General features: G+C 71.9%; 13 protein-coding genes. 6 read left to right on the forward strand and 7 right to left on the reverse strand.

Annotated features, from left to right (window positions below):
- Positions 1–84 precede the first annotated feature (84 nt).
- Both ACT2CW_RS26250 and ACT2CW_RS26255 read right to left on the reverse strand, forming a co-directional pair.
- Complete coding sequence (locus ACT2CW_RS26250) at positions 85–774, reverse strand: hypothetical protein (protein WP_445518480.1); 690 nt, start codon at positions 772–774, stop codon at positions 85–87.
- A gap of 250 nt (positions 775–1024) precedes the next feature.
- On the reverse strand, positions 1025–2431 hold the full coding sequence (locus tag ACT2CW_RS26255) for an MDR family MFS transporter (protein ID WP_445518481.1): 1407 nt from the start codon (positions 2429–2431) through the stop codon (positions 1025–1027).
- A 230-nt stretch (positions 2432–2661) separates the two neighbouring features.
- Between ACT2CW_RS26255 and ACT2CW_RS26260 the strand changes: the two genes are divergently transcribed.
- Positions 2662–3231: a TetR/AcrR family transcriptional regulator gene (locus ACT2CW_RS26260; RefSeq protein ID WP_445518482.1), complete on the forward strand. Its 570-nt coding sequence runs from the start codon at positions 2662–2664 to the stop codon at positions 3229–3231.
- A gap of 226 nt (positions 3232–3457) precedes the next feature.
- Here the strand turns inward: ACT2CW_RS26260 and ACT2CW_RS26265 are convergent, their stop codons facing one another.
- Positions 3458–3808: a nuclear transport factor 2 family protein gene (locus ACT2CW_RS26265; protein ID WP_138915716.1), complete on the reverse strand. Its 351-nt coding sequence runs from the start codon at positions 3806–3808 to the stop codon at positions 3458–3460.
- A gap of 1234 nt (positions 3809–5042) precedes the next feature.
- On the opposite strand from ACT2CW_RS26265, the gene ACT2CW_RS26270 reads away from it, so the two are divergent.
- From ACT2CW_RS26270 to ACT2CW_RS26285, 4 genes are all read left to right on the forward strand, one after another.
- Positions 5043–5192, forward strand: coding sequence for a hypothetical protein (locus tag ACT2CW_RS26270; protein ID WP_164429479.1), 150 nt, complete (start codon positions 5043–5045; stop codon positions 5190–5192).
- Positions 5193–5533: 341 nt separating this feature from the next.
- A complete protein-coding gene (locus ACT2CW_RS26275) occupies positions 5534–6007 on the forward strand; it encodes a carboxymuconolactone decarboxylase family protein (protein WP_164429481.1) in 474 nt (157 codons plus the stop codon).
- Positions 6008–6274: 267 nt separating this feature from the next.
- The gene (locus tag ACT2CW_RS26280) at positions 6275–7624 is read left to right on the forward strand and encodes a S8 family peptidase (protein WP_164429483.1); all 1350 of its coding nucleotides are present in this window, start codon (positions 6275–6277) and stop codon (positions 7622–7624) included.
- A gap of 11 nt (positions 7625–7635) precedes the next feature.
- Positions 7636–7884: a hypothetical protein gene (locus ACT2CW_RS26285; protein ID WP_037946045.1), complete on the forward strand. Its 249-nt coding sequence runs from the start codon at positions 7636–7638 to the stop codon at positions 7882–7884.
- Positions 7885–7909: 25 nt separating this feature from the next.
- Here ACT2CW_RS26285 and ACT2CW_RS26290 read toward each other — a convergent pair whose 3' ends face one another.
- Entirely contained in the window at positions 7910–8458 is a 549-nt protein-coding gene (locus ACT2CW_RS26290; RefSeq protein ID WP_445518483.1) for a GNAT family N-acetyltransferase, read from the reverse strand.
- A gap of 142 nt (positions 8459–8600) precedes the next feature.
- Between ACT2CW_RS26290 and ACT2CW_RS26295 the strand changes: the two genes are divergently transcribed.
- The gene (locus tag ACT2CW_RS26295; protein ID WP_445518484.1) at positions 8601–9245 is read left to right on the forward strand and encodes a GNAT family N-acetyltransferase; all 645 of its coding nucleotides are present in this window, start codon (positions 8601–8603) and stop codon (positions 9243–9245) included.
- Between the two features lie 646 nt (positions 9246–9891).
- On the opposite strand, the gene ACT2CW_RS26300 is transcribed toward ACT2CW_RS26295, so the two are convergent.
- The 3 genes from ACT2CW_RS26300 to ACT2CW_RS26310 form a co-directional block, all read right to left on the reverse strand.
- Entirely contained in the window at positions 9892–10524 is a 633-nt protein-coding gene (locus ACT2CW_RS26300) for a response regulator transcription factor (RefSeq protein WP_233361691.1), read from the reverse strand.
- Between the two features lie 143 nt (positions 10525–10667).
- Complete coding sequence (locus ACT2CW_RS26305; protein ID WP_445518485.1) at positions 10668–12365, reverse strand: sensor histidine kinase; 1698 nt, start codon at positions 12363–12365, stop codon at positions 10668–10670.
- A gap of 236 nt (positions 12366–12601) precedes the next feature.
- On the reverse strand, positions 12602–14800 hold the full coding sequence (locus ACT2CW_RS26310) for an MMPL family transporter (RefSeq protein WP_445518486.1): 2199 nt from the start codon (positions 14798–14800) through the stop codon (positions 12602–12604).
- Between the last annotated feature and the right edge of the window lie 33 nt (positions 14801–14833).

The following is a 14833-nucleotide window of genomic DNA, read 5'->3' on the forward strand; positions in this document are numbered from 1 at the left end:
GGGAGGGGGGGGAAGAAAAAAGAAAAACACCCCCCCCCCCCGCGGCCGGGCGGGCATTGACGTTTCTCGTGGGCTACTCGTGAGCTACTCGTGGGCGCTGATCACACCGCCGGCGCTGAGCACGATGTACACGCCGTTGGCGTCGAGCCCGGCGTCGTGTCCGTTCGCCTCCATCGTGCCCATGACGTCACCGTGGCCAATGATCTCCGCACGGAAGTGGCCCTCGCCGACCTTCGTCACCTTGGCCGTCCAACCGCCCGCGAGCTCGAAGGTGCCCGGCCCCTGGTGCTCGCCGCCCATCCAGGACTGGACCTCGCCGCCCATCGTGAGCACGACATACATGCCGTTGCCGTCGAGCCCGGCGTCCTGCCCGTTCGCCTCGAACGTGGCCAGGACGTCACCGTCGTTGACGATCTTGAGGCGATAGTGCTGGTCGCCGAGCTTGTAGATCTCGCCCGTGCTGCCGTCCGCCAGGGTCTCGGTGCGGTCCGGGGATGCCGCCTCGTCCGCGGCGCCCGACTCGGTGTCGGTCTTGGCGTCAGTCTTGGCGTCGGTCTTGGCGTCCGAGCCGTTCGCTCCGTTGCCACCGGAGTCCTTCGCACCGGTGGAGGAGTCCGCGCTGCCGGAGCTCGCGGAGGAGGCCGCGGGCTTCGAGCTCGCGGCGTCCGAGTCGTTGCAGGCGGTCAGGCTGAAGCCGGCGGCTGCGATCAGGACCGCGGCGGCAACGCGCAGGGTGCGGCGACGAACGGTGCGGACGGCGGTGTTGGAGCTCATTTCGGGTCCCCCCGGGGGCAGTCGATGTGGTGGTCTTCTCGGTGCCTCACCAACTCTGGTCGGGCCCGCTACCGCGAGGCTGCCGCCCCGCTAACGGTCGGCTAACACGGCTGACACGGCCGTGAGCAGGGACAAGGACGCGACACGATCAGGCGACCAGGCGCGGCCAGGCGACGCGAGTGCGGCGTGACCGGCCGGCGCCGGGTGCACGCCGTCCGCGGCCATTCGGGTCGGGCCCAGCGGTCGCGTTTCAGGCCTTGGCGGCGGCTTCCGCTTCAACGGCGTCGTCGGGGGCCGCCGGTTCCGGGAGGCTGGGCAGGAGCAGGCACAGCGGGACGGCGACGGCGGTGAGGGCCACCGACCACCAGAAGGCGGTGCCGAAGCCGTCGGCCAGGGCGCCCGGGGTGTGGGCGCCGCCGGTGCTGTGCTGGAGGATGACGGCAAGGACGGCGATACCCACCGCGCCACCGAGTTGCTGGGCGACGCGGGTGATGATGCTGGCGTCGGGGATCTCCCCGTGCTCCAGCCCGACGTACGCGGCGCCCATGGGCGCGATCATGGCGGCGCCCAAGGCGATGCCGCGGACGAACAGCGCGGCCATGAGCAGGGCCTCGCTGGTGTCGGCGGTGACGTAGGCGAACGGCACGGTGGCCGCGGCGACGAAGGCGAATGCCGCGAAGGCGACCCCTCGGGGGCCGATGCGATCGGTGTACGTGCCCGCCAAGCCGCGGGCCAGGAGCGCGCCGACGCCCTGCGGGATGAGCAACAGCCCGGCGCCGAGGGCGTCCTCGCCGCGGACCTGCTGAAAGTACAGGGGCAGCAGCATCATCGACCCGTACAGGGAGATGCCTCCCAGGAGGAGCAGGGTGGCGGAGGAAGCCACCGCGCGATGGCGGAACAGCCGCACATTGACCAGGGCGGCGGTGGTGCGGGTGAGCGCCCAGGCGGTGAAGCCCCCGACCAGGACCAGTCCGCCGACCAGCGGGACGAGGACCTTGGCGTCGGCGAAGCCCGCGCTGCCCTCGACCTGGGAGAGGCCGTAGACGAGGGCGGCGAAGCCCGGGCAGAGCAGGAGCAGGCCGACGGTGTCCAGACGGGCGCGGGGGCGGTCGGGCGCCGGTCGGTCGTCGGGCAGATTGCGCCAGGCGAGCCAGGCGCCGACGACGCAGAAGGGAATGTTGACGAAGAACAGCCAGCGCCAGTCGGCCAGATGCAGGATGAGGCCGCCCAGCACCGGGCCGAGGATCGGGCCGAGTGCGGTGGGCACGGTGATGATGGCCATGACCTTGCCGATATTGCGGCCCCGGGCGGCCTGCATGAGCAACGTGGCCATGAGCGGCATCATCATGCCGCCCGCGCCGCCCTGGACGATGCGGAAGGCGATCAGGCTGGGCGCGTTCCATGCCAGCGCGCTCAGGACCGAGCCGAGCAGGAACACGACCAGGGCCGCGATCCACAGATGCCGGCCGCCGAGCCGCGACTGGGCCCATCCGGCGAGTGGGATGGTCACGAACACCGCCAGCAGATAGCCGGTGCTCACCCACTGGATGGTGGCCAGCGGGGCGTCGAGTTCCCTCGCCAGGTCGTTGAGCGCGACGCTGACGATGGTGGTGTCGAAGACGGCGGCGAGGGCGCCCACGATGAGGGTGATCGCCATGCGCCACACGGCGGGATCTACGCGATCGGCACCTACGCGATCAGGATCCACGCGATCGGGGTCTACGCGACCGGGAGCCACACGATCGGGGTCCGCCGCCGCGGATGTGGGGTCGGACCGGTTGGGAGGAGTGCTCATGAGCAGCCACCTTAAGATACAGCGATCTATCTTACGGCGGACAGGGTAAGGCGCTAGGATAAGAAAGACAAGTCTATCTAAGGGAGGGGCGCATGCCCGAGCGACGCCGCGGAGCGGCACTGGAGAAGGCGCTCCTCGACGCAGCCTGGGAAGAACTCGCGGACACCGGCTACGCCAGGTTCACCATGGATGCCGTCGTCAAGCGCGCGGGCACCAGCCCGCCCGTTCTCTATCGCCGCTGGTCCAACCGCGACGACCTCGTCCGGGCGGCCATCGTCCACACCCTGAAGGAGTCCCGCCTCGACGTTCCCGACACGGGGAGCCTGCGGGAGGACGTCCTCACCCTCATGCGGGAGATCAACTCCACCCGCGTCCAGTTCATCACCATCATGAGCATGCACCTGGCCGACTACCACCAGGCGACCGGAAACAGCCCCGGCGATCTGCGCGACCCCCTGGTGACGGGACGCGCGGAAGCTCTCGACGCGCTCTTCGCCCGCGCCGTCGACCGCGGCGAGGTCACACCGGAACGCCTCACCGAGCGCGTCAAGTCGCTCCCCTTCGACCTGCTGCGCCATGAAATCCTCACGACCTTCGCCCCTGTGCCCGACGACGCCCTCGAAGAGATCGTGGACACGGTCTTCCTCCCCCTGGTGCGCTAAGCGCTCCGCTGGAAGTGTCGCGATGCGTCGTCGGCCGACTGCGGCGCCGTCGTGGCTGGTCGCGCCCGCGCGGCGGAACAGGGCCCGGGGCGGAGCCCGGCACGGGGCCCGGGGCGGAGCCCCCCACGCGGCGGAGCCGCATATCGTCAGGTGTCGGGAAGGGGCGGGGAGGGGACAGCCTGCCGCAGGCGCCACGACCCGCCGGACACTCCCTGGGCGCGGCGGGTCAGCCCTCTTCGGCGACCAGCGTGTAGCGCACGGTCTGGGCCTGGATGAGGCCGTCACGGAAGACGAAGGTGTCGACTCCGTCCTCCACCCGCGCATGGGCGGTGGCCGCCGACCATTCGAGGAAGAGGACGTCATCCGCGAACTGGGGCTTCAACTCCCAAGCGGCGTCGGGGAGATCGCCGAGCAGCGCGCCGATGCCCCGCTTCACCCCTTCGCGGCCCCGCAGCACACCGGAGGGCGTGACGAAGACCGCGTCCTCCGCGTAGTTGGCGCTGATCCTGTCCAGGTCGCCCGAGCCGAGCGCTTGGCCGTGGTCATGGAAGATCTGCTCGGGGGTCCGGGTCGTCATCGCTCCAGCCGTTCCGTTCGCGGGTTGTTTCGCGGATACGCGAGATGATTCGAGACGATAGTTGCACACGCAGATGATTGCAAGCGCCGCCTATTGCGGGAGCAAGCTCCTGTCGAGTTGATCGACCAGATCGGCCAGGCCGTCGGCGTACAGGTCAAAACGGCCCGAGGGGGTGGGCGGGTCACCGGCGGGACGGGGCGACCATCGGCAATTCGGCCGCCCTATTAGAAGGTGACGAAAACCGGCCACATGCTCATCATGCGGCCCCTCGACCCCCTGGCGGGATCAGAGGTTCCGCTATCAGAACGCGTCGATAGATCGGGCCCAGAACCGAGGTTTTTCATTCTTCTGAACGGTCAGAACAGTGTTGCGAATAACACATATTCACCCCTTGTAGTGCATCCGAACCGCACAGAAAAACACTATCCTCGGTCCAGTCGTTGACTGGGCGGAGGCCGGAACAGCGACGCTGCCCGCACATCCGTGGGGTCAACGACGAAGTAAGCGGGCGTGGTTCTCCACGTCTGGTGAGGGCCGCCGCCCCTGCTCCAACTGCCAGGAAGGGAGGGGCGGCGGTTTCCGGCCAACACCGTCATTGCTCATCACTCACGCGCACCATCCACAGATGATTTGCATTCGCGATCATCTCGTTGCATGCGCTATGGATAGATCGCCCGGGCAATCACTTAGCCGAGCGGCAGGCAGCCGCCAATTTGAGTGGCAATTAGCCGACGCCGGAGAGCCAAAAACTCCTGCTGAGCGTCGCCGCACCCCATGCCGGACATGACGCCTTCGCGAAGACACGCCGAATATGCGAGCCAAGCGGCCCTTGAGGTGTTTCGTATGTGGCGTTGGCCATACCGAACGAGGGGCCAAGTGGCGCGTTAAGTGCATTTACATGCGCTCCCTATCGCAAAGTTGCGGAATACCCGCCGGTAAGTATGGCCACTATGGCGTGCGATGAGAGCTATGCGGTCAATGTCCCTGAAGCGGAGGGGAATTGTAGTGACACCCTCCGACAGCCGACGGCTGACGCTTTGTCAGTGGTTAGTGCGGGTTTAGTTGCGTCGAGCGACGTGGCTGCGTTAACTACACGACACCTGTCCGCGGGCAGGCGTACGTTCCGACGTGGTGTTCCCCCCTTCCTGGCAGTTGGAGCCGAACACCCCGTCAGCCCCTCACCAGACGGGCCCCGGCACATGACCGAGGGCCATGAAATCCAGGGAGAACCTGTATGGCCGAACGCAAGCGCCGGCGACACCTCGAGGTCAACCTCGACGAGCACGTGACCTTCTCCGTCCGCATCTCCCCCAAAGCGCTGCGGTGGGCCTGGGCCGTGTGCATCACGGTGGGCAGCACCGCTTGGTACGCGCTGACGCACTAAGCGCTCCGCGGGAAGTGCCGCGAAATGCCGTCGTGCGTCTGCGGCCGCATCGTGGCTGGTCGCGCCCGCGCGGCGGAGCCGCACATCGACACGGCCCCGCGCCCCTTCGGGGCGCTGCCCGAACCGTAGCCCGTAGCGGACTTCCTCCGACCTGCTGAGGCCCCCCGCGGGGCCCGCAGCGCGGCAGCGAGGCCGAGAAGCCGCCGTCCCCGGGGCCCGGGGCCCGGGGACGGCGGCTCACCCATCCCGGAGAGACGCGGGTCACATTCGGGCCTGTCACATCTCTCCGAGCCGTTCCGTCAGGGAGGTGTAACCACGGCAACCACATAGGAGAGCCCATCATGGACGCTCGCTTGAACCTCTTCGGCAACCCGCTCCTCGGCACGTTCCTCAAGCACCTCAACTCCGCGGGCAAGGTGATCGGCGACTCGTCGCTGCCCGCCGCGACGCAGGAGCTGGTGAAGATCCGCGCCAGCCAGATCAACGGCTGCGGCTTCTGCACCGACATGCACACCAAGGACGCCGCGAAGGCCGGGGAGACCTCGACGCGCCTGAACCTGGTCGCGGTCTGGCGCGAGGCCACGGTGTTCACCGACGCCGAGCGCGCCGCCCTGGAGCTGGCCGAGCAGGGCACCCGCATCGCCGACGCGGCCGGTGGTGTCACGGACGAGGCGTGGGCGAAGGCCGCCGAGCACTACGACGAGGAGCAGCTCGCCGCTCTGGTGTCGATCATCGCCATCATCAACACCTACAACCGGCTGAACGTCATCGTCCAGCAGCCCGCCGGCGACTACCAGCCCGGCCAGTTCGGCTGAGGCCCGGAGCCCTGCGCCCGGAGCCCGGAGCGCCCGTCACGCGCCGCGCCGAGCGGCGCGTGACGGGCGCTCGGATCAATCGATGCGCGGGGTGACCGGGCCCCGAGTTGCGGGCCCCCACGCGGGGGGTGACGGTGGGCATAAGGGGGACGTGGGGGCTCGGGGAGCTTGTGGGGGCTCGGGGGCTGTGGGGCGGGTGAAACACCCCGGGGAGCGCACTGACATCCCGGGGAGCACACTGACCGCGCACAGGAGCGGAGAAAGGCAATGACGAACGGACCTGGGCCCGTGGGGCCCATGGGTAAGGGGCCGAACGGGGAGCGGCCGCAGCAGCGGGCCGGAATGCCGCTGGGGGCGCAGCAGACCGAATACACCGGGCGGTATGTGGTCCTGCTCGATCAGCAGGAGCCCGACCGCGGTATGGAGGCGCTGCGCTCGTCCGTGGGGATCTCGTCCGTGGAGCGCGTCCGCGGGGCCGAGCCCGGGGCGGCGGAGCTGCTGGGGCGCACCGATGTGTCGGTGGTCTTCGACGAACTCGGCGTCGCCGTCGTCGATGTGCAGCCGGACCAGCGCCATGCGCTGGTCACCACGGCGGAGGCGGAGCCGACGATCGTCGCGACGGAGCCGGAGCGCGTGGTGTACGCGTCGGTGATCACGGAGCCACAGCGCACGCTGACCGGCTTCTTCCCGACGTACCGCAGCGACGACGACGAGGTGTCCCGGCACACCCGGGCCGAGCTCGCCACCTCGCTGGGACCGGCGTGGGACGAGCAGAACACCACCTGGGGTATCCAGGGGATCCGCGCCAACTGGTCGCATCTGACGGGCAGCGGGGTGAAGGTCGCCGTGCTGGACACCGGGGTGGACACCGACCACCCGGATCTGACCGGATGCGTCGAGGCGACGGCCTCCTTCGTGTCCGGGGCGAGCGTCGAGGACGGCCATGGCCACGGCACCCACTGCGTCGGCACCGTGGCCGGTCCGGCCAAACCCGGGCACGCGCCGCGGTACGGCGTGGCAGGTGAGGCCCGGGTGCTGGTCGGCAAGGTGCTCAGCGACCAGGGCGTGGGCTCCGACGGCGGGATCCTGGCGGGGATGGCCTGGGCGGTCGCCCAGGGCGCCCGGGTGGTCTCCATGTCGCTCGGGGCTCCGGTGGAGCCGGGCGAGCTGTTCCCGCAGACGTACGAGAACGTGGCGCGGCGCGCGCTGCGGCGCGGCACCGTGATCGTGGCCGCGGCGGGCAACGAGAGCCGGCGGCCCGGCTTCGTGGCGCCGGTGGGGCGGCCCGCCAACTGCCCGTCCATCCTGGCGGTGGCGGCGCTCGGCAAGGACCTGGGGACCGCGTTCTTCTCCTGCGGCGCCATCAACGGCGCGGGCGGGGAGGTCAATATCGCGGCGCCCGGGGTGGACATCTTCTCGGCCGCGCCCGACGGGACGTACCAGACGATGAGCGGCACCAGCATGGCGACGCCGCATGCCGCCGGTGTGGTGACGCTGCTGGCGCAGGCGCATCCGGACGCCTCGGCGGCCGACCTGAGCACCCGTCTGCTGTCCGGCGCCCATCCGCTGGCGCAACCGGGCGCGGACATCGGCGCCGGTCTGCTCCAGGCCCCGTGAGCGGCGGCGCCATGGGGCGGACGGCGCGGTCCGGGCCGGTCGGGGTCATCCTCTCGGTCGACCCGGACCGGTTCGCGCAGGTGGTGGAGGCCGCGCGCCGGGTCGGGCTGACGGTCACCGGTGAGCAGCCGATCCTGGGCTCGCTGTCCGGGACGATCGCGGAGGACCGGATCCCGGTGCTGGAGGCGGTGGACGGGGTGGAGTCGGTGGACCGGGAGCGGATCGTCCGGCTGCCGCCGCCCGACGCGCCGCTTCAGTGAGCCCCGGCGGAGCGACCTGCCGCGATCAGACGTGGTCGAACGGCTCGGCGTACTTGAAGGGGCCCTTGACGGTCGGCTGGTAGGCGGTCAGGGTCCGGACCTGGAAGTACTCGCCCCAGGCCGGATCCGGGGCCGTGATGCCGTACTCGGACGCCGGGCGGAAGCCGAACCGGCCGTAGTAGGCGGGGCTGCCCAGCAGGGCGACCAGCGATTCGCCGAACGCGTCCGCGGCGCCGAGCACCGCGTGGACGAGCGCGAGGCCCACACCACGGCCCTGGTGGGCGGGGTGCACGCTGAGCGGGCCGAGGCCGAGGGCGAGGGACAGATCCGAGCCGACATGGCCGCGGGTGCACACGACATGTCCGATCACCTCACCGCGGTCGCCGGTGGCGACGAACGACAGCGCGGGCAACCAGCCGTCGCTGATCCGGAGCTCGTCCAGCAGCGTGGCCTCGATCGGCGGTGGCGGGGTTGGGCCGTTCACGGTGTCCGAGGTGTCCGACTTGGCGAACGCGGCCGAGGTGACGGTCCGTACGGCGTCGATGTCGGAGCGGGTCTCTCGTCGGATCAGCATCGGGTCAGGATGCGTCCGGATACCGCACCACGGCAAACGGATTGTGCGCTGGCGCGCGGGGCAGTCGGGGCGGGGGGCGCGGGCGGCGCGGGCGGCCGTAATTGGTTCGACTCGGCGGCCGCGGCTCCGGCAACCTCCCGTCATGGACCCCCATTACTGGCCCCTGTACGGGCTTCGCCTGCGTACGCCACGCCTGGAGCTGCGGCTTCCCGACGTCCCCCTGCTCGACGAACTCGCCGCCGTCGCGGCGGGCGGGGTGCACGATCCGGACGAGATGCCCTTCGGCGTCCCGTGGACCGACGCGCCCCCCGAGGAGCGCGGACGCGGCACCTTCCAGCATGTGCTGCGCACGATCGCCGAATGGCGGCCGGAGCAGTGGACGCTGAGCCTCGCGGTGCTGCACGAGGGGGCGGTGATCGGGCGGCAGGACCTGTTCGCGACCGAGTTCGCCGTCACGCGGGAGGCCGAGACCGGCTCCTGGCTTGGCACCGCCCACCAGGGCAAGGGGCTGGGCACGGAGATGCGGGCGGCGGTGGCGCACCTGGCGTTCGAGGGGCTGGGCGCGCGGTCGCTGGTCTCGGGCGCGATGGTGGAGAACGGCCGCTCGCTGGGGGTGTCCCGGCGGCTCGGCTACCGCCCCGACGGGCTGTCCGTACTCGCCGTACGGGGCGAGGCCCGCACCCTTCAGCGACTGCGGCTGGACCGCGCGGCCTGGGAGGAGCACCGCGCCACACCGGTCGAGACCGCCGGACTGGAGCCGTGCCGCGCGCTGTTCGGCGCATCCTGACGCGGTTTGGGCGTGCCGTCCTAGGGCTGCGGGAGTGCGAGCCCGCATTGCCCGCTCTGCGGTGGTTTGGGGGCCGAGGCGGCGGTGCTCTCCCCTCCCCGCCCCTTCCCGCTACCAGGGGCTCCGCCCCTGGACCCCAGGGCCTGGGGCGGAGCCCCACCTTCCAGCCCCTCCGGGGGCACCTCCCAGCGGTGGCTGGGGGAGTTTGAGGAGCGGGGTTGGGGGCGAAGAGCCCCACCATCCAGCCCCTCCGACGCTTGAGGAGCGGGATCCGGGGCCAAACCCCACCACCCAGCCCCACCGGCACATGACGAACGAGACCCGGGACCAAACCCCACCACCCAACCCCACCGGCGCTTGACGAACGGGCTCTGGGGTGAAACCCCACTTTCCAGCCCCTCCGGCGCTTGAGGAGCGGGGTCCGGGGCGAAACCCCGCCATCCAGCCCCTCCGGCGCTTGAGGAGCGGGCTCTGTCCAGCCCCTCCGGCGCTTGAGGAGCGGGGTCCGGGGCGAAACCCCGCTTTCCAGCCCCTCCGGCGCTTGAGGAGCGGGGTCCGGGGCGGAGCCCCAGCTTCGGGAAGGGGCGGGGAGGGGAGCAGCCCGCCGCAGGCGACAAGACACCCGCCGGCGCCCCGACGGCCGAGATCAAGGAGATTCCGACCGACAAGTCGGAGTCACCAGGCCGGACTCATAGGCCGCGATGACGAGTTGGGCGCGGTCGCGGGCGCCCAACTTACCCATGATGCGGCTGACATGCGTCTTGGTGGTGAGCGGTGAGAGCCCGAGGGTCTGCGCGGCCTCCGCGTTGTTGAGGCCCCGGGCGACAAGGGCGAGCACCTGCCGTTCGCGCTCGGAGAGCGCGGCCAGCGCGGCGGGCGCGGGAACGCCAGTCGGCGGGGCCTCCGGCAGTCGCAGGACACGCGCGATGAGCCGGGCGGTGGGACCGGGCGAGAGCAGGGACTCCCCCGCCGCCACGGTCCGTATGGCGTCCAGGAGTTCGGCGGGCCTGGTGTCCTTCACCAGGAAGCCGGACGCGCCCGCGCGCAGCGCCTCGACGATGTGCTCATCGGTGTCGTACGTCGTCAGCACGAGCACCTTGACCCCGGCGAGATCCTCGTCGGCGGCGATGCGGCGGGTGGCCTCGATGCCGTCGAGATCGGGCATCCGGATGTCCATGACCACGAGGTCGGCGCGGGCGGTACGGGCCAGTTCGACGGCCTCGCGACCGGTGCCCGCCTGCCCGACCACGTCCATGTCGCGGGCCGAGGACACCAGCATGGCGAAGGCGGAACGGACGAGCGTCTGGTCGTCCGCGAGCAACACCCTGATCGGCACGGCGGCCCCGGGCGCGGGGGCCGGTGGGGTGGCCCCTGAGGACGGGTCGGCGGGGCTGGTCCCGGACGCCGGGTCCGGTGGCGTGGTCATGCGGTGGCCTCCCTGGGCGGTACGGCGGTCTGCCCGGTACCGGTGCCGGTGGCAGAGCCAGTACCCGTGCCCGCGGCGGTGGCAGGGCCCGTACCGGTGCCGGTGCCGGTGCCGGTGCCGGTGCCGGTGGCAGAGCCAGTACCGGCGCCCGTACCGGTGCCGGTTCCCGCGGCGGTAACAGGGCCCGTGCCGGTACCCGTGCCCGTACCAGCGCCCGTGCCCGTGCCAGTACCGGTCGCGGTGCCCGCGGCGGTGGCAGGACCCCTGCCGGTGCCAGCGCCTGTACCAGCGCCCGTTCCCGTACCAGTGCCAGCCCCCGTACCAGTGCCAGCGGCCGTACGGCCGCCCGGCGGGCCGCTCCTCCCCCACGGCAGCGTGGCCCTGATCGCGAAGCCGGGCCCGTCCTCGCGCGGTCCTGCGGACAGGGTGCCCGCGACGCTGCGGGCCCGCTCGCGCATGCCCACGATGCCGTAGCCCGTTTCCGCGGGCGACGTAAGGGGCGCGTCCTCGCCCCTCGGCCCGTCGTCCACGGCGGCGACGCTCAGCTCCCCCTCGTCCCGTACGAGCGTGATCCGCACCCTCGTACCGGGCGCGTGGCGGACCGCGTTGGTCAGGGCCTCCTGCACGATCCGGTACGCGGCCGCGCCCACGGCGGGCGACAGTTCCGACGCCTCCACGTCGACCGTAAGGTCCACACGGACGCCCGCCGCCTCCGCCGCCGCGGCCAGGTCGGCGAGTCCGGCGAGCCCCGGCAGCGGCCCGGTGTCCTCCTCGTCCGCGCGCTCGGCGTCGCCACCCGCGCCGCCGCGGAGCACCTGGAGGGTGGCCCGGAGCTCGGCGCGGGCGTCCCGGCAGGTGTCGGCGATCGAGTCGAGAGACTTGGCCATCGCCTCGCGGTCCAGCCGCTCGGGGTCGGCGATCAGGACATGCGCCGCGACGGAGGTCTGGACGCCGATGAGGGTGATGCTGTGCGCGAGCAGATCGTGCAGATCGCGGGCGATGCGCAGCCGTTCCTCGGCGACCCGCCGGGCCGCCTCGTCCTCGCGGGTCCGCTCCGCGCGTTCGGCCCGTTCCAGGATCGCGGCGATGTACTTGCGGTGGATGCGGACCGCCTCGCCGATCACCACGACCGACAGCACCCAGCCCGAGGTGCGCAGCATGTCGAGACCGGCGTGCGGCTTCCCGCTCAGGGCCATCACCGACACCATGATCGAGATCACGGCGGTGACGGTGAGGAAGGACCGCAGCGGCGGGCCCATGACGGCGAGCGTGTAGACGGCGAGGAGCCCGGCCGGGACGACCGCGAGATGGACGTTGTCCATGGCGTGGTACGGCCCGACCATGAACACCACCAGCACGGTGACCACCATCGGGCTGTGCCGCCGCCCGATGAGCACCGTGGCGCTGGCAGCGAGCAGCACCCACCCGAAGGCGTCCGGGCGGTGGCCGTTCCGGTCGGGGTTGAGCAGCGCCAGGACGACCTGGAGGACCAGCACCGCACCGGCGATCCGGGCGTCCACCCGCCGCCGCCTGCGGGCCTCCTCCGGGGCCTCGGCGGGACGGGGGCCGTTGTGCAGGGCGCGCGACGCGGAGGCGATCGCGCGGTGGACGGCGGCGCGCGCGGCGGGGTACCGGGCGTCGGCGGCACGCTCCGGCGGGGTGGTCGGCGAGTGGGTCGTAGGAGGTACGGGCACGGGCTCCATCCTCGGGGATCCGCCTCGGGCCGATCCATAGGGCTGCCATAGGGCTGTCTATAGGGCTGCCATGGGGCTGTATGCGTTCCATAGGGCGGTACGGATCCCATGGATCCCATGGGACGGTACGGCCCCCGTAGAGCGGCCGCAGAGCGGCCAGGTGCGGCCAGGGGCAGCACGAAGCGTGTCCCGGACCGGCCGTCCCCTGTGCGGCCGGTCCGGGCCGAGGAAGGGCGTCAGCCGCCGCGTACGGCCGGTTCGGGACGGGACCCGCCGGGGGACCCGGCGGCCGGCCCGTCCTGGGCGGGCGGGGCCGCCGAGGCGGGCGTACGGCGGAAGAGGGCGCCCGGCCACCACACCCACCGCTTCAGCAGCAGGCTCGCCGACGTCACCAGGTACGTCCGCACGAGGAACGTGTCGAGCAGCACGCCGACCGCCACCACGAACCCCATCTCGACCAGCATCACCATCGGCAGCGTGGCCAGCACCGCGAAGGTCGCCGCCAGCACCAGACCGGCCGAGGCGATCACCCCGCCCGTCGTGCGCAGGGCGGTCAGCGCCGCGTCCGGGACGTCCGCCCCGCGCAGCGACTCCTCCCGCATCCGGTGCATCAGGAAGATGCCGTAGTCCACGCCGAGGGCGACCAGGAAGACGAAGGACAACAGCGGCAGTCCGGGGTCGACCCCGGCGAAGCCGAAGACCGGGTCGAAGAAGAGCCCGCCGAGCCCCATCGCCGCGCCCCACACGGCGACCACGGCGACCACGAGGACCAGCGGCGCGACGAGGCTGCGCAGCAGGGCGGCGAGGATGAGCAGTACGGCGATCAGCACCAGCGGGATGACCAGCATCCGGTCGCGGGCGTTGGTGTCCTTCAGGTCGAGCTGCTGGGCGCTGGGCCCGCCGACCAGCGCGTCGGCGCCCTCGACCCGCACCAGACCCGAGCGCAGGGCGTGCAGCGCGGCCGTCTCCTCCGCCGACTGCGGGGCGCCCCGGGGGAAGACGTCGATCTCGGTCCAGCCGCCGCCGCTGCGCCCGGTGTCCGCCCGCGCGACCCCCTCCGTGTCCCGCGCCCGCCGCAGCACCTCGTCCGCCCCCGCGGTGCGCGCCATCACGCTGATGGGCTGGCTGCTGCTGTCCGGATAGGCGTCGGCGAGGGTCTGGGTGGCGGCCACCGACTCGGGCTTGTCGGTGAAGGTGTCCTCCTGCTTGAGGTTGCCCGGCAGATTGAGCACCCCGAGGGCGAGGACGCCCAGCAGCGCGGCACCGCCGAGGAGTACGGCCCCGGGGCGGCGGCGGGCCGAGCTGCCCATCGCCTCGAAGAACCCGCGCCGGGTGGCCCGCGGTTCACTGCCGTGGACGGGGATCAGCGGCCAGAACACCCGCCGCCCCAGCAGCACCAGCACCGCGGGCAGCAGCGTCATCATCGCGGCCAGCGCGCAGATGACCCCGACCGCGCCGACCGGGCCCAGTCCGCTGCTGCTGTTGAGGTCGGCGGCGAGCAGACACAGCAGCCCGGCGGCCACGGTGCCGCTGGAGGCGAGCACGGCCGGACCGCAGCCGCGCAGGGCCTCGCGCATCGCGTCGTAGGGGGCGTTATGGCGGCGCAGCTCCTCGCGGTAGCGGGACACGATCAGCAGGGCGTAGTCGGTGCCCGCGCCGAAGACCAGCACCGTCATGATCGAGGAGCTCATGCTGGTGACGATGAGGTCGAAGCCCTGGACGAGGCCGTAGACGATCGCCATCGCGGCCATGGCGGCGACGCCGACCACCCCCAGCGGCACCAGCCACAGCAGCGGGCTGCGATAGGTGATGATCAGCAGCAGGGCGACCACCCCGGCGGTGGCGAACATCAGCGTGCCGTCGGTGGAGGCGAAGACCTCCTGCGAGTCGGCGCTGAGCGCCCCGGGGCCGCCGACCTGGACGGTCAGGCCCTCGGGGTGGGAGGCGAGCTCGGCGCGGACGTCCTTGACGGCGTCGGCCCGCTCCTTCTCGTCCGTCAGGCCGGTGAGCGCCATGGGGTACATCACGGTCGTGCCGTCCTTGGACGGGACGGCGCGCGGGGCCGTGCCACCGACGAGGTCATGGCGCCCCGCCACCTCGGCGACCCGCCCGCCGGCCGCCTTACGGTCGGCGTCGGTCAGCCCGCCGTCGCGGTGGAAGACGAGGACGAGGTCGATGGTGTCGCCGCCGGGCAGCCGCTCCTGGAGCCGGGCCACCTGGGTGGAGTCGGCGCCCGCCGGGAGGTAGTCGACGGCCGTGTCCCGTTTGGCGCCCTCGAGCTTGCCCGCGAAGGGGACGGCGACGAGGAGCAGCAGCACCCAGCCCGCGATGACCGCCCAGGGCAGCGAGCGCCGCCGCTTGCCGCCGGCCGCGGCGGGCGGCGGCGCGTCCGGTTGTTGGGGATCTCCAGCGATCCCTGACGATGTCGTCTGCATGCCCCCAGGCTTCCGGCGCCCGTGCGCCGATAC

This window comes from Streptomyces sp. NEAU-174, from assembly GCF_052665095.1.

What these genes read in the sequence shown, in the direction of transcription:
- ACT2CW_RS26255 (WP_445518481.1), bottom strand. Translation starts at nt 2,431, where the DNA reads ATGGCGATCACCCTCATCGTGGGCGCCCTCGCCGCCGTCTTCGACACC.
- ACT2CW_RS26275 (WP_164429481.1), top strand. Translation starts at nt 5,534, where the DNA reads ATGGACGCTCGCTTGAACCTCTTCGGCAACCCGCTCCTCGGCACGTTC.
- ACT2CW_RS26285 (WP_037946045.1), top strand. Translation starts at nt 7,636, where the DNA reads ATGGGGCGGACGGCGCGGTCCGGGCCGGTCGGGGTCATCCTCTCGGTC.
- ACT2CW_RS26310 (WP_445518486.1), bottom strand. Translation starts at nt 14,800, where the DNA reads ATGCAGACGACATCGTCAGGGATCGCTGGAGATCCCCAACAACCGGAC.
- ACT2CW_RS26250 (WP_445518480.1), bottom strand. Translation starts at nt 774, where the DNA reads ATGAGCTCCAACACCGCCGTCCGCACCGTTCGTCGCCGCACCCTGCGC.
- ACT2CW_RS26265 (WP_138915716.1), bottom strand. Translation starts at nt 3,808, where the DNA reads ATGACGACCCGGACCCCCGAGCAGATCTTCCATGACCACGGCCAAGCG.
- ACT2CW_RS26270 (WP_164429479.1), top strand. Translation starts at nt 5,043, where the DNA reads ATGGCCGAACGCAAGCGCCGGCGACACCTCGAGGTCAACCTCGACGAG.
- ACT2CW_RS26260 (WP_445518482.1), top strand. Translation starts at nt 2,662, where the DNA reads ATGCCCGAGCGACGCCGCGGAGCGGCACTGGAGAAGGCGCTCCTCGAC.
- ACT2CW_RS26300 (WP_233361691.1), bottom strand. Translation starts at nt 10,524, where the DNA reads ATGCTGGTGTCCTCGGCCCGCGACATGGACGTGGTCGGGCAGGCGGGC.
- ACT2CW_RS26290 (WP_445518483.1), bottom strand. Translation starts at nt 8,458, where the DNA reads ATGCTGATCCGACGAGAGACCCGCTCCGACATCGACGCCGTACGGACC.
- ACT2CW_RS26295 (WP_445518484.1), top strand. Translation starts at nt 8,601, where the DNA reads ATGGACCCCCATTACTGGCCCCTGTACGGGCTTCGCCTGCGTACGCCA.
- ACT2CW_RS26280 (WP_164429483.1), top strand. Translation starts at nt 6,275, where the DNA reads ATGACGAACGGACCTGGGCCCGTGGGGCCCATGGGTAAGGGGCCGAAC.